Here is a 25,554-nt window from a genome sequence, read left to right on the forward strand (position 1 = left end):
GCTTAATATTGATGTGTTTAATCATATTAATTTCAATAATTATTCTTTGTATTTTATTTAATCCTTTAATAAAATCTGCTTTGTTTTAATGTTTGACCTATATGCCAATTTCAAACCATAAATCCGGTTATATGAATAAAAAATAGTGAAACAATAACTATAGTAAATAATTGACCAACAATCCCCAGAATTAAATTATAAATTTCCAAAACCAAATTGTTGTTTGATGAAATTAAATAACTAATTCCAATAGCTATTAATAAAATAACATTTATTACAAAAACTGATGATGTCTTTAACATACTTTTTTTCAAAAAATTATTGATAATTTCACCTAAATTTTCGAAACCCTTTTTATTGACAATTATTTTTACCAAAAACAAAATAATTCAAAATAAAAGTCATCATCCAATTCCCCCAAACAACAATCCTATTATTAAATTAAAAAACTCATTATATGTCATATTTATATATTACCACCCCAAAAAAATAATGACAAAACATACTACTTAGCTAAAAAGAAAGGAAACCAATGAGTGAAACACAAAAAGCCATTTTTAAAGTTATTCGTTTTTATGACCCGAACAATAAAGATCAACATTTGTCCAGTTATTATCGCGGAACTAAAAATGGCAAAAATATGACATATTTAGATTACATTACACGTAATCAAGCATGTATTAAAAAAGCTTTGCCCGAAAAAGCAATGCAAGTATTAGAAGAATTAGAAGAAGCACGTTTAGGTCATCGAATCGGATTAGTTCGGGAGTGAAGACAAAAATATGGGGCTTCTGAAAAATATTTAAAAGAGGTAATGAAAATTATCGATGATAGATATAACGTTTGAAGTGATTGAAATGACAGATGAGAAACCGTTAACAAGCGTTATGGTTGAAATTTTAAAAAGAAATACTTTGATAACATAAAACGATGAATTGACCCTAAAGATGATACTTTATCTAAAGAATTAAAAGAAAAATTATGAAATGAAATTAAAGAATTTGAAAAATATGAGGCAAAAAAACATCGAGTATATGAAGAATTTTTGAAACAAAAATGAGGAACTGGCATTTATACAAATGATGCTGCCTGAAAAAGCAAAGGAAGTTTTAAGTTTGGAGAAATGTCCAAAAAAGAATTTTTGTCAAAAAAACAAGAATTTTTAGCCATGAAAAAAGATGATCGCCTCATGTGAGATACCACACTGTCTTTTGACAAAAAATTTGCAGAACAAAACAAACTTCTTACGCCAGAAGTAATTGGTAAATTAATCGAAAAACATATTGACCAATTTTTTAAAGAGAATCACCTCGACCCTTCAAGAATGTTTTGGGGATTCTCAATGCATGGAAATACAAATAATCCTCATGTTCATTTGTTTTTTCAAGAACACACACAAAAAAATGGTGAATGAAGACTAAAGGGCGAGCTCACAGAAGAAAGTATGTCTGCTTTTTATCAAAGGGTTGCTTTGAATGCTCAAATTAACACCCTTTATTTACAACAAATGAAAAGCATTCAATATGAAACCACTAAATTATTAACCGAACCAATTGCTGGGAAGTTTATTTTAAGTAATGATGAAAAGTGAAGCATTCATAGAGATATTGTCAAAATGAATGAATTGGAGGTCGAAGTTCAAAATTTCAAGCTAAAAATTGAAAATTTATTACTTTTTGAACCAGCAAAAAATAATAAAACTTTGGAAACGTTACAAAACCAATTAGAATCTAGCCAAAACAATTTTAATGAAGCTAAAGAAAATATTTTGCTTAAGCATTCAGTTGAAAATTTGAAATTATATTTTAGTACAAGAGTAAGTTTAAATTTTAATGAAACAAAAATATTTGAAGAACTAAGCACTTATTTTTTAAATGATGGGACATGAAATATTTATAGAGATATTCAAAAAATAAGTAAGCTTGAAATTGAAATTCAAAATTTAAAGCTTGAAATTGAAAATCTATTGATTTCTGGATCTATTGAAGGCGATAAAATTTTGGAAACGTTACAAAAACAATTAGAATCTAGCCAAAACAACTTTAATGAATCCAAAGAAAAAGTCTCTAAATTAAAAACAATTGATTTTGCAGCTAATTTAACTAAAGTAAATTCTTTGGAATGAGACCAATTGAGAAAAAAAATGGTTAAAGGGCATGAACAAGAAAATAAAAATTATTTCCAATGATATGACAAAATGCAAAATTTTTTACTTCCTGACCAAAAATATTTAAGGTATGAAAACCTAACTGATGAAGGTAAAAAAATAGCTATTAAATACATTGAAGAAATGTTACTAAAAAATCCCGAAACTCAAAATCTGTGGGAAAAAGAAAAAGAAAATATTGATTTGTATACAAAAGAATTGTTTAAAGCTTCTTTTTATAACATCGGTAAAAAACAGACTATGAAAATGCAAAATTTACAGATTCTGGATAATTTGGATAAAGTTGGTGTGCAAATCGACACAACCAAACTTTATAATTCTGAAATTAATATTGATAATGTAACCAAAGAGCAAAGGAATAAATTAATCCAAAAAGAAATCAATAATGCACTTTGAGAAAATAATGGATTTTTCTATGCTAAACAAGCAAACGTTCTTTTTGGGGAAATTCAAAACCAAAAAGAACAATTAGATAAAAAAAATAAACATTCTAAAAAATTTAATTTAAATAAAGCAATGAATATAGCTAATAAAGCAATTAATAATATTTTTAGTTTTGGTTCAAACAAAGCTGCTGCTGAATTTGAAAAAGAAATGGATAAAATTAGAAAACGTTTTGAAAATAATCTTGAACAATATGAACGCGCAAAGCGCATCGCTTTAGAACAAGAAAGAATGATGAGGTAAAAATGGGTACAACAATTTATATTTTGTTTGCTCTTAATTTAATGATCATGAGTTGATTACTTTTTGACTCTTTCAAAATTAAGAAACAAATCAAAAAATGAAACAATGAAGGTTTATATGATAATGTCAAACCTTACAAAAAATCTAAAAATAAAATTAGAAGAAGTTTATATATTTTTATGGGTGTTACCTATTTAATATGTATTGCCTTACTAATAATGAATGGAGGTTTTTAAATGAAATTTAAATGATGAAATAAAATAATAAGGAATTTATTTTTAATCCAATTAATTGTGTTTATTCCTTTAGCAATCTTGGTTTGATTGCTAATTATTGCTGCTTTTAATATGGTGATGTCCAAAGAGACATTCAACATACTAAGCGCTATAAATGGAGGAAATATGATGGTTAACATCGGTTTTGCCTTTGTTGCTATTTTAATTGGATTATTATTCGATTGATTTGCAGCAATCTTTGTTTATCTAAAATTTTGAAAAAGTAGTTTTCGCCAACATTTTGATACAACTGATGTTTCAACTAGTTTTTTAACAATTGATGATCGTCAAATTTTAGATAACACTCCAAAATGAAAAACAAAAAATGCAGACATTTATGATGTTGGTTCTAAACAACCAAAAAATGTCATGGAAAGTTTTAATAAGTCTCTACAATTTGAAAGTAATAAGGATAATCCTGGTTTTCTGGTCCGCAATGTCTGAGATGCCAAAACTAAACAATTGAATGCAGTTATAGCTAATGATGTTAATGCTGCAGTTAATGGGGATACCGGTTCAGGGAAAACCGCTTCGATTATCATGCCAACAATAATTTATAATGCTAAATTAGAAAATAAACCAAGTATGGTCATTAATGACCCTAAAGGTGAGCTTTATCACAAAACAGCTAAAGAATTAAAAAATAATGGTTATGAAATTAAAGTTTTTAATTTATTCGATACAACCAAATCCCATTCATGGAATCCTTTAACTTCAATTTTTGATAATTGACAAAAATATTTAAATACCCAACAAGAAATTCGTAAAGTTAAAGTTGGCGATGTTAATGAAGCTAAAGCAATGATTCAAGCACACTGTTGAACAAGTCATTGTTACACTCACTTCATGCTAGGGTGTAGTGAGTGCATTGAAAAACTTGTCGAAGAACAATATATCAATCAAAGCATTAATTGAGGGATTGGATTTGTTCAAATTGAAGACACAACTAAAAATGAAGCTACTGAGGTGTATTTTGCAACTGATGAAGAAATGAATAAATGATTACACCAACGTCAAAGAATTCACAAAGGGGAAACCTTTGGGCAAATTTCAGAACTTGCAGCAATATTGTATACAATTCCCGATCCTAAAAGTGAGTTTTTCTATTCAGCTGCACGAGAATTCTTTGAAGGAACTTTACAATTTTTATTAGCGATTAGCACACAATTCCCAGAAGTTGTTAATCGAAGTAATTTTAATTTGAAATCAGTTCGAAAAATTATTGCTAACAAAAACAAATTTTTTGAAAAAATTTCAAATCATACTTCAGATTTAGAAAAAGCTGCAGAAATTATAAAACAACTTTTTGAAGTTGAAGAGGATAAAATTTCTAATAAAGTTATTAACAAAGCTAAAGAATTAGAAGATTTTATTGAATTAAACAGTTTAATTGAAAATGATTGACAAACAAAATTAGCAGATACTGCTCAAACTTTTTATAAGGATCCTGCTAATGTTGAAAACTGATGAAAAACAATGACCAATGCTTTACAAGTTTTTGACAACATCGAATTAGAAAGTATCATTTGTGAAACAACTATTCAGGCTAAAGAATTAATTACAAAACCAACAGTTGTGTTTTTAATTATTCCAGACACTAAAACTGCTTATAATGGCCTTGTTTCACTCTTTGTGGGACAAATGTACTCCCAACTCATTTCTGAGGCGTCAAAACGCTCAGATTTGCGTTTAGAAAGAAAAATTCTTTTCATTCTGGATGAATTTGGTTTGATGAAACGAGTTGAACCACTTATTAATGCTTTTGCTATTTGTCGCAGTAGAAACATTAATATGTTAATTTGTTTCCAAATGCAATCACAATTATTAGAAACTTACGGGAAAAATAATTCATCTTCAATACTTGGAAACTGTCAATTAACTTACTTCATTTCTTCTCAAGAGCGTAGTGATTATGAAAAGTATTCTAAAGATTTTGGAATGACAACAGAATTAAAACGTACCTTTTCTTCAAACGATAAAGATACAAAAGAAAGCACATCTGAATCTTTAGAAAAAGTACCTTTACTTCCAATCGAAGAACTGGAGCAATTGAAAAAACCACTTGTAGCCATTTTGTTAAATGACAAGAAGTATATTTCTTATCTCTTACCTACTTGAATTGGAGAAAATAATTTTATCGATTATTTAGGCAATAAAGTTTATGATCATTCACCCTTAACTGTTCAAGAACAATTTAAAAACAACTTCTTATACAATGAGGGTTATGACATTAAACTTTATGACCCTTTAACTAAGAAAGCTAAAGAATTGGAAAAAGAAAATGCGGCAACTGATGCAGTTACAGAAATGATGACTGATGAAAATTCTAATGTTGTTCGACAAGAAATTTTAACCAATTCTTTAACAGATGAACGTTTAGAAAATTTAATGAACCAACTTATTGAACTAAAAAAGACAGGGGAAATGACTCCTGAAATTAGACAAAAAATTGTCGAATTAAACAAAATAATTCTCCGCAAAAGAGTTAATATGAACAATAATTAGCACTTTAAAAAGTGCTTTTATTTTGGCTAAAAATTAAGTCAAATGTTGAAAAGGTACTAAAATTAGTACTCTTTTTTATAATTAGTACTCGTTTTGTTTTATTTTATGATATTCTTTTCTATGAAAAGAATATTCAATATTAAAATTTTTGATGTGAAGGTACTCCCTCTTATCTTGTTTCCACCTTTTTACACAAAATCAAGGCATGAAATGCCATAATTTTGTTGTAAAAAACAAAAAGACCCGAGTTGGACACGGGATTTTTTGGTGGAGCAGGTGTTCATAACTCTTTTGGTACAAGAATTGGTACCAAAAGAATGGACACCGCCATTTTCAGGAGATAGCATAATTTTAGGATAAAATTTGGTATCATTTAATTAGCGAAGGGACTATTTCAAAACTTACTAAAGTTAATAGTTATTAGGTGTCAAAAATGAAAAAGCTTTTATTATCTTTAATGTCTTTAACAGTTACAATTAGTGCTGTAGCGACTGTTATTGCATGTGATAAAAATAAAAATACCAATAGTGGTGGGAATGAAAAACCTAATCCAGACCCAACTCCAACACCAGAACCAACTCCACCTGTTGATCCTGAAAATAAATATGAAATAACTTTTGAAAATTACATTAAAAAATTTAAATATCCAATACATTGAAATGATACCCCTGTAGGAAATCCTATTCACAATTTAGATTGAGATAGAGATGAAATTTATTTAAATGACACAATTAATGAAATTACTGATGAAATCATTTTGAATGGCGGAAAGTGAAAAGATTTTTTTGGTACAACAGAAAGTAACTATTTAAAAATATCGAACATAAATGAAACTGAAACACAAAATGAAGATTATGATGGTTTTTATGATGTTGAATTAACTCAATCAGGGATTGAAGCGATAAAAATAATAAATTATGGTGGTATTTATACAAAACAACTAGGTTTTACCTGAGATACCAATGACTTAAATATTATTTCAAAAGCTTCTGCAGAAGCAAAAAAATTAAAAATAACGGGTTCTATTCGAGTTTATTTCGTTTTCCAAGACCCGATAAATGTGTAATACTATAAAAATTTATAAATCGACTAATGTCGATTTATATTTTTCTATCCTACATATTACATACTACATACTAAACACTACATACTACATAGGTTATTTAGTATAATTAATTTTGAGGTATCAAAAAATGTGAATTAATGAAAAACTCGAATATAAAAAAATTCTAGACCAAAAGAAATTAGAACTAGAAGAATTAGATTATAAGTTATTAAAAAATAGAGATAAAAAAAGATACATACTAATAAAAGTTGCACCCAGAACAATCTCTACAAAGTTTGGAATCTTAACATTTAATAGACGTATCTATATGGATAATACTAAATCTAAAGATAAATATCTATCATTGCTGGAAGAAAAAATAAATTTACCTAAATATGTAAAAATTCATCCCGACTTAGTTGAAGAGATCAAAAGCTATATTGGAGACGGGAAACGATATCGTGATATTCAAGATTTATTTCCTCATGCTAATTTATCTCAAATGTCGATTTCTAATATTTTTAAATCTGTTAAAAATGAAGAAAAAAGATTACATGTAAATAATAAAATAGCTTTACCAAACAAACAAACAATTTACATCTTTTTAGATGATACTTTTGTTAATCTGGATCGCTTGAAAGTTAGAAATAAAATTAGAAAAATTAAACGTCACAAAGACGTTAAAGTCCGAGTAGCTACTTTTTGTACAGGTTATGCCTGAAACAATAACTCTCGTAAACGCAAAAAACTAGCTAATAAAAAAATTGTTTATTGATTAGGCAAAGAAGAAAGTTTAACTACAGAACAATTATCCCAGCGATTACTCGAACACTTAGAACAGTTCTATACTAATGTCGAAAATTGTCATTTAGTTGTTGGTGGAGATGGAGCTGGGTGAATTAAAAATGTTGCTTCATGATTACATGCTGATTACATTTTAGATCGTTATCATGCAATTAAAAAACTAAGAACAACATTTTATAACAACACTACATACTACATACCTACATACTCCATACTACATACTATGTACAATATTCCAACGAGCATCGTGGGTAAAGATTTGTTTTACATAACTAAAGATTTGTTCAAAAATGGTAAATATGAAATTTTATATGCAATCTTACAAGAACTAGCAACTGATGAAGTAGCTAAATATTTTAAAAATAATAAAACAGGAATTATTAATCAAGGTGCAGCTTGGAATATTGGTGTTTCAGCAGAGTGTGAGATTTCCCGTTTAGTCAAATCTGCTTTAGGTTATGGTTCAAAAATCTATTCTCACATTGTTTTTAAAAACATTCTGAATGAGCGTGCTTTTAAAATAAATAACAATTTATGCGTTTAATCAATTATTAACTTCTTGTATTTGCCCCAAAATCTCTCCATTACAAGACATTTTTAGTTTTTATTGAATATAAGAGTGGTTTAACTTAAAAAAGCCTTGAATAAGGTTATTTTGCTATGCTAAATATTTTTTTGACACTATTCAACACCTTTTTTATATCTGTGCTAAAATATTTTTGACAGTTGGAATATGATCTAAAATCTCTACACCAACCCCTACAACAAATTTATACAACCAATTGGTGCTGCGACTATTTGAAGAATTTTTGAATTCTTGATTTTTTTAAAATGCATATTGTTATCCTGCCTTTTTAATTAGTTCTTGTGCTTCTTGAATAATTAGTTTTGCTTGATCGAGGTTATCAATGATTGCTCCGGCTGCCAATTTATGACCACCACCACCTCAATTGGTGGCAAGTTCATTGACAGGAATTCTTTTACTGCGAAATTCGACACGGTATTTTTGGTCTTCACGAATAGCAAAAGTAATTCAAATTTCCATGCCATCAATCCCACTCAATAAATTGGCAAATTTTCCATTTTCGTCATATCTTAAATGATATTTTTTTAACAATTCATCAGTTAAAACAATATAACCAACTTGTTCAACAAAATTAGCTGTTTGCATCAATTCTGCTTGAAGTTTTAAATCAGAAAATTGTTTATTGTACATTTGTAAATGTAAAGCATTTAAATCAAAACCACTTTTCAATAAATGAGCAGCTACCTCGAGTGTTCTTGGGGTTGTTGCTGAAATTGAAAAGCGTAATGAATCAGTTAAAATTCCGTGATAAATAACCCGTCCAGTTTCAGGACTAATTTTTCAATTTAATTGTTGGGCTAAATACCCAACCATTTCACTAGCACTTGTAAAGCTAGTATCGACTCATAATAAATCTCCATAAGGAGTAGTGTTGGGGTGATGATCTAATTTAATTAAAAAATTACCCATTGAAAAACGTTGGTCGTCAATTCTTTCTATGTTGGCACAATCAGTGACAATGACTAAAGCATTATCATATTTTGAATCCGCAACATTAGTGTCCATTGAACCAATGAATTTCAGGTAATTTATGTCTAAACCGACAGCTAACACCTTTTTCTTGGGGTAGTTATTTTGAATTAAATATTTTAAACCCAGTTGAGAGCCATATGCATCACCATCGGGGATGATATGTCTGTGCAAGATGATAGTGTCGTAGCTTTCAATAGCTTGTTTTATCTTCTTGATAATTTCCATATTTTTATTAGTTGAAGTCAAGTTTCAACATGCCTCCTTGCTCCTATATTAACACCAAAAAAATACTAAAAAATTAAAGGTTAAAATAATTTATTTCTAATTGATTTTTAATAATAAAAATGTGTAAAACTAAGGTTATTTTGTTAAAAATTTTTCAAATTAATAATAAGTTTGAATCAAGTTATTTGATTTATTATTCTAAAAATTTTGCTTATTTTGTTAATTATTTTTTTCCACCAATTTGAATAGATTTTCAATTAGTTTTCCAATTCTAAATAGCAAAAAATCATTCAATAATACTAGCGGTTGGAATTTATTTTCTAAGAAATATATATAAATTGGAATTTATTTTAGTTAAAATAACAATGTCTAGATAAAAAAATGACAAAGGATTGCTTTTATATTTTGGTAAATAGTAGTCTAACAGAGTGTGTTATTACATTTAAAAACTTGCTCTTAAAGGGTTATGATTATTTTTTGTAAATAAAGTTTTAAAAAACTAGACATGTTTAACACCATCAATGTTGGAAAGATTTTCTTTTTGATATTCAATATTACCAATTTAAATATTTAAGCACCAATAAAGTTAGAAGAAGGAGTTAGTATGGATAACATATTTGACAAAAAAATAGACAGAAGCAACCACGAAGAAAAAAAATGATCTTTAGAACATCTAAAAAGAACATTCCCTGTGAATTTTTCTAAAAAATTACACAGTTTATGAATTGCTGATTTGGATTTTGAAACACCAAAACCAATTGTTGACGCAATTAAAACAAGAGCCAACAAAGCAACTTATAGTTATGGTTATATTCAAAATGAAGCAATCGAAGCAATCGTTTTATGATATAAAAAACTTCACAATATCACTTTAGATAAAAGTATGATTCAAATTGTTGATGGGATTGTTAATTCCATGATTGAAGTGATTAAATGTTTTACCAAAGAAGGTGAAAGTGTTTTAATTCAAACACCAGTTTATAAACCATTTGAAGAAGTGATTTTAAATACTAAACGTAAATTAGTGGCTAATAAATTAGTTCATAAAAACAATGAATATCATATTGATTTTGATGATTTTGAAAAACAAATTGTTGATCACAAAGTAAAATTATTCCTTTGATGTAACCCACACAATCCAGGTGGTAGAGTTTGAAGAGATGATGAAGTTTTAAAAATTATTGAAATTTGTAACAAACACAATGTCTTCATCTTATCTGATGAGGTTCATGGTGACTTAGTCTTAAAAGGTGAACATAATTCAATCTTAAGATTTGCTGATAAAGTTAAAGAATTTATTGTGGTTAATTCACCAAACAAAGGTTTTAACTTAGCTGGATTGTATGGTTCATATATGATTTTTTCAAGTCAAAAAACTATGGATCTAGTTATGAATACTTATAAACAAAGTCGAGTAATGACACCAAATGTCTTTTTCCAACCTGCTTTGATTGCGGCCTATGCTAATGACGAATCATTTAAATGATTTAAAGCGATGAAAAATTACATTCATGATAACTACCTATTCATTAAAGAAGAATTTACTAAACTTGGTTTCTTAGAACCAATGAATGTTGAAGCTTCATATTTAATTTGAACAAAAATTAATCTTGATCTTGATTGAGTGGCTCTAAAAAAAGAACTCTTCAATCATGGTGTGATTGTCAGTTTCTTTGATTCATTTATGGGAGCTGAACCAGGTTGATTTAGAGTCAATATCGGCTTACCAAGAGCTGAATTAGCTCAAGGAATTGAGGAAATAAAAGCAGTTCTAACAGAATTTAAGAATAGATAGAATAAAAAAATAAAAAGTGTGTAGAAAGTAGGAAAATAAAATTTCTGATTTATTTTCTAATGTTTAAACGCCTTTTTAATTTTATTTTATTGGTGTGTCACACCAATAAAATATAGAAAGAATTTATGGTTTTTTATGAATAAAGACAAAATAAAAAATATGTTTAAGCGTAAAGACAGACCATCAGACCAAAAAATTGGTTTAAAACAACTAATATGATTAGGATTTGATTACACCGTTTCAATGAGCTTTGTTTTAATCTTATCAAAAACATTTAGTGGGGCCGAAGGGGTTGGATATAATCTCTTTTGAATTATCCTTTTAGGTGGTTTTGTGGCTGGAATTGCTGGTTTAGCTTTTGCTAAATGCGCCAACATCTTTTCAGAACGAAGTGGAGGACCATTTGAATATTCAAGAAGAACATTTGGTCATTTTGCCGGATGAATGATTGGGATTTATCAATATGTTTTAATTCCCATTTCAGCAACTGCTAACCTTTTGGTTTTATTATCAATTTCTCTACAAGGTTTATACTCACCAACAATGTGAGGGAGTGAAGAATTAACACAATTATATTTAAACTTAATATCAATTGGAATTTACATTGCAATCTCTTTAACTGTGTTATTAGGGACAAAAATATTTAAATTTGCCACAAATATCACTAGTATTATTAAATGAATTGTGATGTTAATGGTTTATGTCGGAGCAATGGTGATCATGGCTCGTAATAGTGGTAAAAATTTTGATGAAGCACTAGGAACTGGGAGTTTAACAGTGGGAAATTTTAACACTGCATTTACAGCATTCTTCTATGCTTTCACTGGTTTTGAAACATTCTCAACAATTGGAGATAATGTGAGAAACCCTAAAAAAACAATGCCAAAAGCAATTATGATTGTTTTAGCAATTGCGGTGGTTTTTTACTTAATTGGTTTAGTTTTCTTAATTGGAGGACTTGGTAGCTTCTTCCCTGAAAACCCAAATAATGCAATTATTGAAATGGTCATGGGAACTGGGGCTTTAGTTTTTGTGGCAATTTCTTTAATTGCCCAAAACCTAAACAACTTTATGCAAGGAACATATTATAGTGGGGGAATGTTACAACCATTAGCTGAACAAAAAATGATTTCAGCTAAACTTGCTCAAAAAGACGAAACAGGATTAGCAATCCGTGCGATTTTCTTAAATATTATCCTGACTGTTATTTTTGGGATGATTTGACTTGTTTTACCTTTTATTACCAAAGATAAATCAATTGATTTTGCCGCGATTGTTGGTTTTAAATCAATTGTCATGTTTATTATTTATGGAACAGTAATTGTGATTGCTTTACTACTAACTTTTAAAAAGAAAACAAAAACTAATTTAATTGTTTGTGTGTTTTGAATGTTTGCCTTAGTTTTCTTGTTCTACCAATGTGTGATGTATTTTATTGATTGAAATGCACATAAGTTTCAAATCTTAACTTTTGTTGGTTTAACAGTTCTGGCCATTATTTGGTACTTTGCTTGGATTCGCCCAAGACATCAAAAACGTTTAGCAAGTGGTGAAATCACTTTACAAAAAGTTAGTGATTTACCAGATTGATTGGATTCAGAAGAATTTAAAGAATTATCAATCTTAAAAGAAAAAGCTCTTGATATGAAAATGCGTAGTTTAAAAGACGGTAGTGATGCGATCTTGATTCCACGTTTGATTTTAAAACTTAAAATCAAAAACAAATACAAAAAGACTGAGGGAAAATTAGAACTAACTAATTTAACTAAAACAGAATTAATGGTTAAATTAAATGGACCAATAGTTACAAATCAAACAATCGAAATAAAGAAAAACAGTAAGGAATAAAAATGAAAAAAATAAACACACACAATGCACCACAAGCAATTGGCCCGTACTCACAAGCTATTCTAGCACCGGACCAAACATTATATCTTTCTGGACAACTTGGTTGTGATCCAGAAACTGGTGAATTAGTTGTTGGAGTTGAAGACCAAACGCAAACAGTTTTAATTAATATTAATTCAATATTAGAAGAAGCTAACTTTAATAAAATGAATGTTGTTAAAACGACTATCTTTTTAACTAACCTTGATCACTTTGAAATTGTAAACAAAATTTATGAAAATTATTTTGGTGATCATAAACCAGCAAGAAGCACGATTGAGGTTTCGAAATTACCTAAAGAAGCTTTGGTTGAAATTGAAGTCATTGCCAAAAAATAGAATGCTTTAGAAAAACAAAAATTACAAGTTTTGTGCTTGTAATTTTTGTTTTTTTACATGAGTGATGATAACCATTGATGGGCTTGCGTTTATTAAATTAATTGTTAAATAAAGATGGGTAATTTGGTGATTTTTTTCATGATAATAAGAAAATGTCTATTCTTCTACATTGTAACTTGCATCAATGATTCCTTGATAATTGTTTGAAGAGTCTTTAACACTAATTCTAACTATTACATAACCATGATTAAAACGGTTTAGGTTGTCTCCTATGTTGTCATTGCTTGCCAGAACTTCTAAATCATTAGCAACTAAATTTTTATTAGGATTTTTACTAATAAATGTTGTAATAATGTTGAAGTGGGAATCATCTTGCAATAACCCTAAGTCTGATATTAAATTAAGATTGTTAATATTTTCTTTGATTGTAAAACTCACCTCAACACGACCAGTATAAAGATCATAAGTATCTTTGGCCTTAATGATCGCTTTAGAGGTGGTTGTTGCATTTATTTCAATATCTAAGCCGGCAGCAACTATTTTTTTATTAGGATTTTTAGCAATAAATTTTGCAATAATTGTGTCTTTTTCATTATTATTTAAAGCACCAAGTTGCATATCAAAATCCTTGATTTCCTCAAGATCTATTTTTATTACTTCATTTTTTTTCTGAAGACATCCAACAATTGTAGTTGATGTTGCAACAGCAACACAAAAGCCTCCTAATAACATCATGTTCTTTTTCATTATTTACCTTTATTGTTTCTAGTTCTTTTATAAAATCTTATTCAAAGTTTTTTAAAAGTAAATCATCTTATCAAAATTTTAAAAAAAAATTTATCCCCCCCTAAAAATTAACTAAAAGTTCTATAATAAGTTTTTAAACATTAAGAAATAATATTATCTAAAAAATGGAAAAACACATCTTATTTTAAATACCGACACGATAACTAGTTTGATAATCAAAAAAATTATTTGAAAGCATGATTTGACCAACTAATATGTTGATGTATATCATAAAATAATGTGCAAAATAGCGATCAAAAGCCCGATCAACACATGCAACAATATTGTGAGGGTTCAGCACAATACAATATCCAAAAGCAATTAAACCAACTACACAAAAGGAAAATGATTTAAATTAAAACACCAAGATATTCCAAACGAAATATCTTGGTGTTTTAACATTTATTCAACCAAATCTTCAAAGTTTAAAACTTTATCAGCTCATTTAGTTTCAAAATTAATATCATGAGTTGTTAATAAAACTGTACCCGGAAAAGCTTGAATCGCTTCTAATAGTGCTTCTTTAGCTAAAACATCAATATGGTTAGTTGGCTCATCTAAAATTAATAAACTGGCTGGTTCTAAACTTAAAGCAGCTAGTCGCACTTTGGTTTGTTCTCCCCCTGACAAGGTGTCCATGGTGTTTAACATTAATTCAGATTTAACTCCGAATTTAGCAATCGTTGCTCGTGCTTCACCTTCGAGAATTTTTGGATAAAGACTCATCAAATAAGCAATTGGAGTCATTTCTTCAAATTTTTCTTGTTGATGGAAATAAGCAATATCTACACCACTTCCAACCATTAAATTTCCTGATAAAGGTTTTAAAGTATGGGCCACTGTGTTTAAAAATGTAGTCTTTCCAATTCCATTATAACCACGCACAATACATTTTTGTCCTTCCCTTAATTCAAAAGTTAATGGATGAGTTAAAGGGAAAGTATAACCAATTTCTAAGTTTTCAGCTTTCACAATAACAGCCGAAGATGGACGTTTATATTTAAAACTCATTTTGGGTTTAACTAAATCACGACGCTCTTGCATGACGTCAATTTTATCTAATTGCTTTTGGCGTGATTGGGCACTACGAGCTGTTGAAGCACGCGCTGCATTTCTGGCAACATAATCTTTTAATTTAGCAATTTGTTGTTGTTGAGAAGCACGAGCAGCATCATATTGTTCTGCTCTTTGAGCAGAAAGTTCTAAATATTTATCATAGTTACCAACATAACGGTTGATTTCGCGATTTTCAATCGCGTAAATAATTGAGACTGTTTTATTAATGAATTCAGTATCATGAGAAATAATTAGAAAAGCATGTTCATAAGCTTGTAAAAATTTAGCTAATCATTCGACTTGTTCAATATCTAAAAAGTTAGTTGGTTCATCTAATAAAATAAAATCATCATTTTTTAAAAGCAATTTAGCCAGCATAACTTTACCACGTTGCCCCCCACTTAATTCACCAAGTTGTTTTTCCAAGTTTTCAATATTAATTCCTAAACCAGCCACTAAGTTTCCGATTGTTTTGTCAATTGTATCAAAACCTTTGTTGTTTAACTCATCTTGTAAAGCAAGTGCTTTCACTAAATCATCTTCACGATATTCAATTGCCATGTGTTCATAAATTTTATTAATTTGTGCTTCAACTTCATATAAATGATTAAAAACTTCTTTTAAATAATCAATGACTTTAATTTGCATATCAACATCATGATGTTGATCCAAATAACCCATTTTAGCTTTAGGATGGATTTCAATTTCACCATGATCAGGAACATCTTTGCCGGCAATTAGATCAAATAAAGTTGTTTTTCCAGTTCCATTAGCACCAACTAAAGCAACGTGTTCTCCTTTATTAACCCTGATAGTGACATCTTCATATAAAAATTTGTCACCGTTTTGATGTGATAAATTTTTGATGTGGACAATACTCATAAAAACCTCCTAAAATAACTTATAAATTATACACAAAACTTACAAAACAACATAATGTTTTTTATAAAAAAGAACTCAAAATGAGTTCTTTGTTAGATTTTGTTAATTTAAGTATGCATGTAACAAGTGAGAATAAAATGTTCTTATTTATTGAATACGGCATCATTTAATTTAGATACTTGATCCTCCACAACAACTAATCGTTTGTCAACAATAGTTACTTTTTCATCAAGTTTATCAACCTTAACTTCTAAATTAGTTACACGCTCATCAAGTTTAGTTACTTTTTCATCAAGTTTATCAACTTTAACTTCTAAATTAGTTACACGCTCATCAAGTTTAGTTACTTTTTCATCAAGTTTATCAACTTTAACTTCTAGACTAGTTAAACGTACTTTGATTTCACCAACATCACCAGTTAATTGATTTAAAGCTGCCATAACTTTAGATTGAAATAATTTTTGTTCCATTTCTTCCTCAATTATTAAATGTTCGTCACTAAACTTTTTAATTCATTTTTTCAAAATTTTTCTTGTTGCCACTTTTTCGGGATTAGATAACAAATGTAAAATTTCTGCATTTTCTTTATCTATTGCAAATTCGAAAATCCCTTGTTCATCAAAAATGAAACAAAAAATATTTTTATGATTTTTGTTCATATAATTTACCCCTAGTATATTTGAAATATACTGGTTTTTTCTTGTAGAAAGAAATAGTAATTATGTGTTTGTAGATTTAATAATTTATATTCTCCTTCTACAACATTATTTTACCAAAAAATTATCAAATAATTAACTCCATTTAGCTAATTAATCCGTTTTTATAATAGTAAAAAAGCACTTTATTTTTTTGGGCTAGGAGTTATAAAATCTTTTAAATAATAAATCATTTTTGACTATTTCAAACCTGACTACAAAACATTTCATAATTCTCAAAAGATAAATGGTAGGTTGTTAGATAGGTATTGGTATAATTATTTCTATGCCAAGCAAGATTTTCCTTTTTTTACTCCAATTTTTGCAAAATTATTTTAAAATACCAAATTTAAAGGTTTCCTTTTTTATCTAAAAGTAATATTATAAATAATATAGAAATAATTATCAGTGTAAAAAAAGGAAAACAAAATGACGCACAATAAACAACCACTTGAAATCAATATTTTTGGATTAACAGCTAGCCAAGAATTGACAAACGAAGTGTGTGATATTTTAAATATCAAACAAAAAACAGCTAAAACAATGAAATTTGCAGATGGTGAACTTTTAGTTCAATCATTAGATTCTGTTCGTGGAAGAGAAATTTATATTATTCAATCAACAAGTCAACCAGTTAATGAAAATTTAATGGAATTATTAATTGCTATCGATGCCTTTAAAAGAGGAAATGCTGCCAAAATTAATGTGGTGATTCCGTATTATGGTTATGCTCGCCAAGACCGTAAAGCCAAAGGAAGACAACCAATTACTGCTAAATTAGTAGCTGATTTATTAACTAAAGCTGGAGCTAATAAAGTGATTACAATTGATATTCACTCACAACAAATTATGGGGTTCTTTGATATTCCAATGGAAAATTTCCAAACTGCAGAAACATTGGCAACTGAAATTGTTAACACCATTATCGATGAAAAATTAGACCATAAAAATTGTATTTTGGTTTCTCCAGATTATGGTGGGTTAACGCGTGTTCATAATGTTGATTCTTATACAGGAGCAATGACTGATGGAATTGCAGTCATTGCTAAAAGACGACCAGCCCCAAATCAAGCCGAAGTTGAATTTATTTTAGGAGATATTGCTGGGAAAACTTGTTTTGTCATTGACGACATGATTGATACTGGTGGAACCATTATTAATGCTGCCAAAGCACTTAAAGAAGCCGGGGCTAAAGATGTTTACATCTTTGCTTGTCATGGTTTATTTAATGGTGAAGCTGTCAAACGAATGAATGATGCTGTGAAAGAAGGAATCGTCAAAAGAGTTGTCGTGACAAACACCATTCAAATTCCTGAAGCCAAAAAATTCGATGGTTTAAAAATCATCTCTATTGCCCACTTATTAGCAAACATGATTGAAGCTTCTGTCCAAAACCATTCCTTAACTGATGTTTATCATACTGCTCGTTGTAAATTAGCCAAACATATTGACAAATACATCAAAGATCATAAATAATGAAATTAATAATCGGCTTGGGTAATCCTGGTCGCGAATATCAAAAAACAAGGCACAATGCGGGTTTCATGGCTCTCGATCTATTATTGGCTAAATATGGGTTTACTAAAGAGAAAAATGAATTTAATGCCACGGTTTATCTTTCAACAATCAATAATGAAAAAGTTTTATTTGTCAAACCTTTAACATACATGAACAATTCAGGCGCTAGTATTCGTCAAATTATGGACTATTATAAAATTAATAAAAAAGATGTAATTGTTATTCATGATGAAAAAGATTTTCCGATTGGAAAAAACCAGTTTAAAACGTCTGGTTCTGCTGCTGGACATAATGGGATTAAAAGCATGATTCAACATTTAAGTGGTGAAGATTTCAATCGTTGAAGATTGGGTATTGGTTTACCTGAAAACTCACGCATGATGGCTGACTGGGTTTTGAGTAATTTCACTAAAGAAGAACGAGAATTATTGGACCAAAGCATTTACAATTCATTATCATTTTTACAAGATTGAATTAATGGAGACACCTTTCAAAACATTATGAATAAATACAATTAAATTCAAGAAAAAGAAATTTCTTGAATTTAATTTTTTTTATATTATTTTTTGTTCAACTATATATAATGAAAGAAATGAAAAAAACAAAACTCATTGCATTAACAATAATAAGTGCATCTTTAATTGCTGTCCCAATCATTACAGTCGTCACCGGCTTTAATTTCAATGCGTCTTCTAATTCACTTTGAGCGATTGCAAATTTTAGACAACCTACAACTAAAACAGGTTGAGAAATGTTACGAGTTGATGCGATTAAAAACAAAACACGATACTTTCAAAATGTGGAAAATCTTGCTTATGATACTGCATTAAAAAACAAAACAATGGATGACACATCAATGAATGATTACATTAGTTTTCAAATTGAAAAAGGCATGGATTTTCAATTTTATTTAGCTTATGTTTTGCGAGAAATGTTGGCTAATGTTAATTTATTTAAAATTACTCAAGATCCCACAACATATCAAATCCAAGGTCAAGATTTAGATAATTTAGTACCATTTGAATTGATTAATTTAACTTCTAATAATTATGCTTACATTATTTGAAACATTGTTAAAGAAGGTGCGATCGCTTTAACCAATATTCCTTTAAATCCTGATTTGAGAAATTTGGTCAACTTAACTCTCGATGAGATTAGGAGTTTAAAAATTTATGATGATCAAATTAATAATCTTTGAACATCAGGATTAAAAGATTATTTTGCTAGTAAAATGGCTGATTTAACAAAAGCAAATTATCAAAAAAATAAAGCCAAAGAACTCAATCAATTAAATTTAGACTTAGCAAAAGCTAAAGCAGAACACAAATCTGAAAAAATAATTGAGGAGATTGAAGCAAAAATAGTTGTGAAAAAATTAGAAATTCAAGTCCGTTTTGATCAATATAATTATGAACTGGATCAATTTGCAAAAAATATTACCATCTATCAAAATGAATTATCTACATGAGTTGCCGAACAAACTAATTTAAATCATCAACAATTGCTTGATAAAGTAAAAGAACATCCTAAATTTAAAATCTTTATGCTTTTAAATTTTTATCAAATCAGTTATAAAGAACAAGCTTTAGCAACATATCAAGTAATTAAAACAGTCATTCCAGACTTAGTCATTCCAGATAAATTTGTTATATCTGATTGAGAAAATCATTTCATGCTACTAGCCAAACAGGGAAAAAACACCATTGATTTTGTAGTTAAGAGTAAAGATGAGGTTGTTGTAAATCTCAATGAGATTCCTTTGTCTGATGAAATTATCAATGCGGCTGCCTTGCAAGAATATAAAGGGGGACAAGATGCTTAAAGCAATTAAAGTTAATAATATTATGAAAAAATTCAAAAATCACATCGTACTGAACAATGTGAGTTTTGAAATTAAACAAGGTGAAAGTGTAGCTTTTATTGGGAGTAATGGTTCTGGAAAAACCACACTTGTTGAAATTATTGCAGGGTTACAAATTCCCACTACTGGAACTGTCTTTTTTGATGACCAAACACCTGAAAAATTTACTAAATTAGGCATTCAATTTCAAGAAGGTGAATGACCAAAAGGAACTACTACTAATGATATTATCAAATTTTATTTAGGTAAAAAATTTGCTCAATCAGAGCAAATTCGCACGATTATCGATATGTTCGAAATTAATGATTTTTTAAAAGCAGATTTAACCAACTTATCTGGTGGTCAAAAACAAAGGTTTAATGCTTTTCTGGCAGTTTCCAATGAACCAGAAGTAATTATTTTAGATGAGTTAATCACTAGTTTGGATTTGAAAATGCAGATTAAATTGATTGATTATTTTAAGCAATATCAAAAAGAAAAACAGGCCACAATGATTATGATTACCCATATGCCTGAAGAAGTGGAAATCATGTGTAACCGGATTATTTTATTAGAACAAGGCAACTTGATTTTAGATGCTAATGTCAAAGATGTTGTAAAGAAACACGGAAGTATCAGAAAGATGATTATCAAACATTATGCTGGCGAAAAAATATAACAATTTAAACTTTGAACTTGATTCATTTCGCAAAACTTTTAAATTATTTTTCACCTTAATGGTGAAAAATCCTAAAACTTACATCTTGTATTTAATCTTCCCGCTCTTCCCGCTCTTATTGATTTTATTTATTTGAACAATTGCCATTAGTGCTAATATTTATCCACCAATGTTGATTAACTTCTTAGGTGTAAATCTGATATTTTCTAACTTTTTTGTAATTCAAACTTTGATTAATTGGAAAAACAGTATTATCTTAAAACGGATTAAAATGAATGGGGTTTCTAAATATAATTTCATCTTAATTTTATATTTAATTTTTATTCCGTTGTTTATGTTATCGGTTGTGATCAATATGTTATTTTTTGTCATCATCGCTAAATCCATACCATTTTCTGAACAAATGTTTATGGCAGCAACAATAGCTTTTCTTAATTTAGCATTGGATAATTTTACTCCCTACACTTTCATCTTTTCTTTTTTAATATTAACTCTCTTTGCAATTTTTCTTTTTTCAATGATTTTGATTGTTGTTTTTAAAGTTCGTAAAAATGGTTATGTGCGTGTGATTTTATTTTCATTTTTATTATTCACATTACTTTTTTCTGACATTATTATTAATAGTCAAATGTCTTCACAATGAGAATGGATGATTATTATTGGCTATTTTAGTCCAGGAAGATATTTCATGTGAGTGCTCTTGTTTATCAATTCTTATGCTAACATTGACCCACTAGGAGTGACCCAGATTATTGATTATGTATTTGGTTATTTATCATTTCCAAAAATGTGAATTCCATCACTGGTATCAGGGGTGTTGTTATGTACAACACCACCACTGTCATTTGTGTTATTTAACTGGAGGTAAAAACTTATGAAAAAAATTTTTCCGATTTTTATTATATCAACATTAGTCATTGGCATGACTGCTAATTTTATTGTAATTAATATTGGCAATACAAGTATTAGAAAATATCTTGAAACATTACCTGATTTTGATTGGAGTTCTGATTATGGTGATCGTGCCCCAAGCATTAAAATTAAACCAATTGATTTAAAGAAAAATCGAGATATTGTTGCTCCTGATACAACTTATGCTGATGCTTGAGATTCGGTTTTTGATTACACCAATTTTCACACTGGCTATCAATATCATGATTCAATCACAAAACAAGGTGTGACCGGCGCACCAACTGGTAAACTTTTTCAACCAAATGGAAATATTGGTTTAGATTTTGGTTTGACTAGTCGAGCAATTAGATTTCAAGAGTTAAATTCTTTTTTAACATGAAGTCCTGAAAATGATATGGATGCGAAGTACAATGTGCCAACTATTCCCCATGCTGCAAAATCAATGCGTGTTGCTGCTCCGTGAGCAGCAACACAAAATGCCCAAATTCTTTGTCAAATGTTATCAGGCCCAAATATTGAAAAGCGGGTTCCAGCAACCACAAATATTGGTTTAAAAAACAATTTTGAAATTGCCTTTCCAAACTTACAATACACCGATTACATGACTGGTTGAGGTGGGTCTTGATTTGAAGGACTAATTAAAATCCCGCCAGCAGATTTTGTTGAACAAGCACACAAAAATGGAACGCATGTTTTTGGAAATGTCTTTTTAGATGGTTTTCATGGACTCTCTAAAAGGATGTTAAGAGATTTTTTAAAGAAAGATAATCAAGGTAATTATTTGATTGCCCAAATTTTAATCAATATGGCCACTTATATGAATCTTGATGGTTGGTTTTGAAACAATGAAGCAAATGGAGGTCTACCGAATGGTTCTATTTTAGACTATCGTGAAGTTAAAACTATTTTTGAACAAATGAATAAAATTATTAAAGAATCAAAAGATCCCAAAGTTGCTAAATTACAAAATGAATATTATGTCAACTTTAGTTTGCAATACAATTCTGCTGGTCGTCCAGATTATCCCGAAACTGCTGATATGGTGAAAGTATCTCAACTTTATCAACAAAATTTTGATTTTGATCCATACAATATGAAAGATGTGATGAGTTTTAATCCACATCTTGACCCATACAAATTATTCTCACTTGTGGAGCTTTCAGGCACTGGGTTAAGAGGAATTTATGATACAAGAACAATCACAACTGAAGCGAGAAATTATGATGGTTCACCATTCACTAATTCTTATGATCGGACTAATGCATTAAATCAAAATAATCGCGTTAGATTTTTTGGAAACCCCTTACTTTCAGCTGGGTTTTTCGAAGGTGATGGTGGAGCTGGTTATGGTGCTGAAGCTTTAGGTATCATGGAGCAAACAAGTGAATATCAAGCAGCAAAAAATTCTGGACTTTTACCTTGATGAAAAGAAAATATGTATGCTCAACAAGTGGCTAATCTGGCTGATGATTTATTATTTACCGGAAGAAATCGTTTTGTCCGTGGTTACGCATCAGAAGCAGACCCACAATATGATGCTGGACAAAAAGGAAAAATTAGTTGACTTAATCCAGATGGTACACCAAAAAGTGATGCCGAATTAGCGAAATTCCAACCTGATGATTGAAAAGTTGATAGTCATTTTACAAGTGATTATGGAATGACCAATAATGGTTGAAATAGCCAATGAGTTAAAGGTCAATGGCCAAACGAAACCCAAAGAGCACCACTCATTAAAACACTTGACGTCTTGCCAACTTTTGCCAAAGTTGAAGATTGAAAAAAACATAATAATAATTTATCTTTAAAACAACGTCAATGAATGTTTGCCAAAGATCAAGATGGTAATTATGTTTATTCATCAGGAGAAGGTAATGCTCGTCAAGAAGCAACAATCATCAACAACCAATTAGAAGATGATTTAGTGACTAATTTTTCCACAGGAAATGGAATTTATTTTAAAGATGCTGAAGGTAATTTAATTGAAGCATACCCATGATCAAATCGACGTTTGGCAGATGTTCAACCAACATATAAATGAGATGTGAAACAGTTTGATACCACCAAAACATACAATTCAGAATTAGAAAATTTTCCGCAAAATCAAATCTCAGGATTTTATGATTATTACAATATGTATCAAAAAGGTAATTCAATTGCTTTAGGTAAAAAGATTAATATGGATGGTTCTGTGGTTGGTTTTGATGCTAAGCAAAACCAAAAAATTCTCTGAAATATCATGGGAGCCAATCTAGATAGAAGCAAATTGAGTGATCAAAAAATCTCTTTTAAAATTCAAGGAAATTTTGCAACAGAAAATACCAAACTGAATGATTCAAGACATATTCCGATAACAGATTTAGAAAAAATGTTTGATTTCAATGTGGTTTTATCTGATGGCTCATTTACCCAAGACCATTCACAAACTGATGGTTTAACTAGATACAAAGATCTTGCTAAATTTTATTCATTAAAACCAGTTATTACCCCCGATAAATTTGATTCTAATTGATTAGATATCACTTTAGATTTATCTAAAATACCAAACCCAATTCCAGAAGGCCAAAAATTATCAAAAATTGGTCTTGCTCTCACACCGCTACAAGATGTTCAAAATGTGGTTTTTAATGTTGGTCAATTTTCCTTGGTAAGACAGCCTCAAGCCACACTATCTAATAGTAATTTTGGTACTATCCAAAATTTCAATTCAGAATATGTGGTGCAAAGAAAAACCTCGTTGAATGCAAGAATTGGATGAGAATTTAATGGAGATAAAACTAATCTTGATTACTATGAAATTTATGCTATTGATAGTGATAACAAAAAAATTCGATTAGGCGAAACAACCCAAAATATTTATTACGTTAAAAACTTGCCAGTTGATCAAGAATTAAGAATTGGGATTAAACCAATTTATAAAAAATATGACCAACAAATTTTAGGAGAAACATATATTTATGCAATTAGTAAAAAACCAAAAAACTGAAAATAAAATTAATAACAAATTTACAACCCAAACCAGAACAATTGGTTTAATGTTTAAAACATATTTAAAAAGTTCCGAAACATATTTATTTTTGATTGTTTTTCCAATTTTGTTAACTATTTTAGCATATGCCATTATTAGTCTCTTTTTTGCATCAGAAGTTAGACCTCCGTTAATGGGGGGGATCATTTCTATTGGTTGTTTAGGTTCAATGTTTTTAGTCAACACGATTTTAGCTGATTGAAAGGATTCGATTTTGATTAAAAGAATCAGAATGAGTGGATTAACAAATAATGGTTTTTTGTTAGCATTTTATTTTATCAACATTTGTTTTGTTCTTCTCGCTTTTTGTTCTTCTTTATTCTCGGTTTGACTAATTGATAAAATTTTTCAATTGAAAAATTTGATGACTTTTATCGAACAATTAAATGATTATTGATTGAACTATCTTGGCTTTATTTTTAGCTATATTTTATTAGTCACAACAGCCTTATCATTAGCAATTTTGATTGTTGGTAAAATTAAAAAAAGGCTTATTGCTGATATTGTTTTAGCACTTTTAATTTTATATATTTTAATGGTTTCGGATTTAATTTTAGATCCAGCAATTATGAAAAAAAATTTATTTTATAACATTCTTGGTTATGTTGATCCAATCAAATATATTGTTTGATTAATCTTTATGTTTTCTTCGTCGATGATCAATAGTCCAGAAAATATTGAGCTTATTATGCCAACAGATGGACTGGTGTTTTTAAAATATTTATGACAAGGTTTAGTTTTTTCGATGATCATTAGTGTTTCGATCACAACTTTAGCATTTCTCTTTTTCAGCATTAATCGAAAATAATTATGATGATGAATAAAATTCATTTATTCATTTTTTATAGTAGAATATTCCAAGAAAGAGGTAT

The 25,554-nt window shown here is 29.0% G+C and carries 19 protein-coding genes; 15 read left to right on the forward strand and 4 right to left on the reverse strand.

Annotated features, from left to right (window positions below):
• Positions 1–532 precede the first annotated feature (532 nt).
• The 5 genes from mobL (at position 533) to P695_RS0103675 (ending at position 8,027) form a co-directional block, all read left to right on the forward strand.
• Complete coding sequence (gene mobL / locus P695_RS0103655) at positions 533–2,854, forward strand: relaxase MobL (RefSeq protein WP_028126899.1); 2,322 nt, start codon at positions 533–535, stop codon at positions 2,852–2,854.
• A 2-nt stretch (positions 2,855–2,856) separates the two neighbouring features.
• On the forward strand, positions 2,857–3,090 hold the full coding sequence (locus P695_RS0103660) for a hypothetical protein (RefSeq protein WP_028126900.1): 234 nt from the start codon (positions 2,857–2,859) through the stop codon (positions 3,088–3,090).
• Positions 3,091–5,634 carry a type IV secretory system conjugative DNA transfer family protein gene (locus tag P695_RS0103665; protein WP_028126901.1) on the forward strand — a complete coding sequence of 848 codons (2,544 nt, stop codon included), beginning with the start codon at positions 3,091–3,093 and terminating at the stop codon, positions 5,632–5,634.
• Between the two features lie 433 nt (positions 5,635–6,067).
• Complete coding sequence (locus P695_RS0103670; RefSeq protein ID WP_028126902.1) at positions 6,068–6,700, forward strand: hypothetical protein; 633 nt, start codon at positions 6,068–6,070, stop codon at positions 6,698–6,700.
• A gap of 127 nt (positions 6,701–6,827) precedes the next feature.
• Complete coding sequence (locus P695_RS0103675; RefSeq protein ID WP_028126903.1) at positions 6,828–8,027, forward strand: Mbov_0401 family ICE element transposase-like protein; 1,200 nt, start codon at positions 6,828–6,830, stop codon at positions 8,025–8,027.
• Between the two features lie 297 nt (positions 8,028–8,324).
• Here the strand turns inward: P695_RS0103675 and P695_RS0103680 are convergent, their stop codons facing one another.
• Positions 8,325–9,287 (reverse strand): DHH family phosphoesterase, encoded by a 963-nt coding sequence (locus P695_RS0103680; protein ID WP_051437380.1) that lies wholly within the window; start codon positions 9,285–9,287, stop codon positions 8,325–8,327.
• 583 nt (positions 9,288–9,870) lie between these two features.
• Between P695_RS0103680 and P695_RS0103685 the strand changes: the two genes are divergently transcribed.
• The 3 genes from P695_RS0103685 to P695_RS0103695 all read left to right on the forward strand — a co-directional run bounded on the left by P695_RS0103685 (position 9,871) and on the right by P695_RS0103695 (position 13,286).
• Entirely contained in the window at positions 9,871–11,061 is a 1,191-nt protein-coding gene (locus P695_RS0103685) for a MalY/PatB family protein (RefSeq protein ID WP_028126905.1), read from the forward strand.
• A 135-nt stretch (positions 11,062–11,196) separates the two neighbouring features.
• Positions 11,197–12,909 carry an APC family permease gene (locus P695_RS0103690; protein WP_028126906.1) on the forward strand — a complete coding sequence of 571 codons (1,713 nt, stop codon included), beginning with the start codon at positions 11,197–11,199 and terminating at the stop codon, positions 12,907–12,909.
• Positions 12,910–12,911: 2 nt separating this feature from the next.
• Positions 12,912–13,286: a Rid family detoxifying hydrolase gene (locus tag P695_RS0103695; RefSeq protein WP_028126907.1), complete on the forward strand. Its 375-nt coding sequence runs from the start codon at positions 12,912–12,914 to the stop codon at positions 13,284–13,286.
• Positions 13,287–13,442: 156 nt separating this feature from the next.
• Here the strand turns inward: P695_RS0103695 and P695_RS0103700 are convergent, their stop codons facing one another.
• From P695_RS0103700 to P695_RS0103710, 3 genes are all read right to left on the reverse strand, one after another.
• The gene (locus tag P695_RS0103700) at positions 13,443–14,033 is read right to left on the reverse strand and encodes a hypothetical protein (RefSeq protein ID WP_028126908.1); all 591 of its coding nucleotides are present in this window, start codon (positions 14,031–14,033) and stop codon (positions 13,443–13,445) included.
• Between the two features lie 441 nt (positions 14,034–14,474).
• A complete protein-coding gene (locus P695_RS0103705; protein ID WP_028126909.1) occupies positions 14,475–16,010 on the reverse strand; it encodes an ABC-F family ATP-binding cassette domain-containing protein in 1,536 nt (511 codons plus the stop codon).
• A gap of 143 nt (positions 16,011–16,153) precedes the next feature.
• Positions 16,154–16,669 (reverse strand): coiled-coil domain-containing protein, encoded by a 516-nt coding sequence (locus P695_RS0103710; RefSeq protein WP_028126910.1) that lies wholly within the window; start codon positions 16,667–16,669, stop codon positions 16,154–16,156.
• Between the two features lie 465 nt (positions 16,670–17,134).
• Between P695_RS0103710 and P695_RS0103715 the strand changes: the two genes are divergently transcribed.
• The 7 genes from P695_RS0103715 to P695_RS0103745 all read left to right on the forward strand — a co-directional run bounded on the left by P695_RS0103715 (position 17,135) and on the right by P695_RS0103745 (position 25,490).
• The gene (locus P695_RS0103715; RefSeq protein ID WP_028126911.1) at positions 17,135–18,181 is read left to right on the forward strand and encodes a ribose-phosphate diphosphokinase; all 1,047 of its coding nucleotides are present in this window, start codon (positions 17,135–17,137) and stop codon (positions 18,179–18,181) included.
• A complete protein-coding gene (gene pth, locus P695_RS0103720) occupies positions 18,181–18,741 on the forward strand; it encodes an aminoacyl-tRNA hydrolase (protein WP_028126912.1) in 561 nt (186 codons plus the stop codon). Before P695_RS0103715 ends, pth begins: the two co-directional genes overlap by 1 nt.
• Before the next feature lie 74 nt (positions 18,742–18,815).
• Positions 18,816–20,045 carry a hypothetical protein gene (locus tag P695_RS0103725; RefSeq protein WP_028126913.1) on the forward strand — a complete coding sequence of 410 codons (1,230 nt, stop codon included), beginning with the start codon at positions 18,816–18,818 and terminating at the stop codon, positions 20,043–20,045.
• Complete coding sequence (locus P695_RS0103730; protein ID WP_028126914.1) at positions 20,038–20,742, forward strand: ATP-binding cassette domain-containing protein; 705 nt, start codon at positions 20,038–20,040, stop codon at positions 20,740–20,742. The genes P695_RS0103725 and P695_RS0103730 overlap by 8 nt, the downstream gene beginning before the upstream one ends.
• Positions 20,723–21,610: a hypothetical protein gene (locus P695_RS0103735; RefSeq protein WP_028126915.1), complete on the forward strand. Its 888-nt coding sequence runs from the start codon at positions 20,723–20,725 to the stop codon at positions 21,608–21,610. Before P695_RS0103730 ends, P695_RS0103735 begins: the two co-directional genes overlap by 20 nt.
• Before the next feature lie 6 nt (positions 21,611–21,616).
• Positions 21,617–24,646 carry an endo-beta-N-acetylglucosaminidase gene (locus P695_RS0103740; protein WP_028126916.1) on the forward strand — a complete coding sequence of 1,010 codons (3,030 nt, stop codon included), beginning with the start codon at positions 21,617–21,619 and terminating at the stop codon, positions 24,644–24,646.
• Positions 24,612–25,490, forward strand: coding sequence for a hypothetical protein (locus P695_RS0103745; protein WP_028126917.1), 879 nt, complete (start codon positions 24,612–24,614; stop codon positions 25,488–25,490). Before P695_RS0103740 ends, P695_RS0103745 begins: the two co-directional genes overlap by 35 nt.
• Positions 25,491–25,554 lie beyond the last annotated feature (64 nt).

It is taken from the genome of Williamsoniiplasma lucivorax ATCC 49196 (genome assembly GCF_000518285.1).
Classification (GTDB): domain Bacteria; phylum Bacillota_I; class Bacilli_A; order Mycoplasmatales; family Mycoplasmataceae; genus Williamsoniiplasma; species Williamsoniiplasma lucivorax.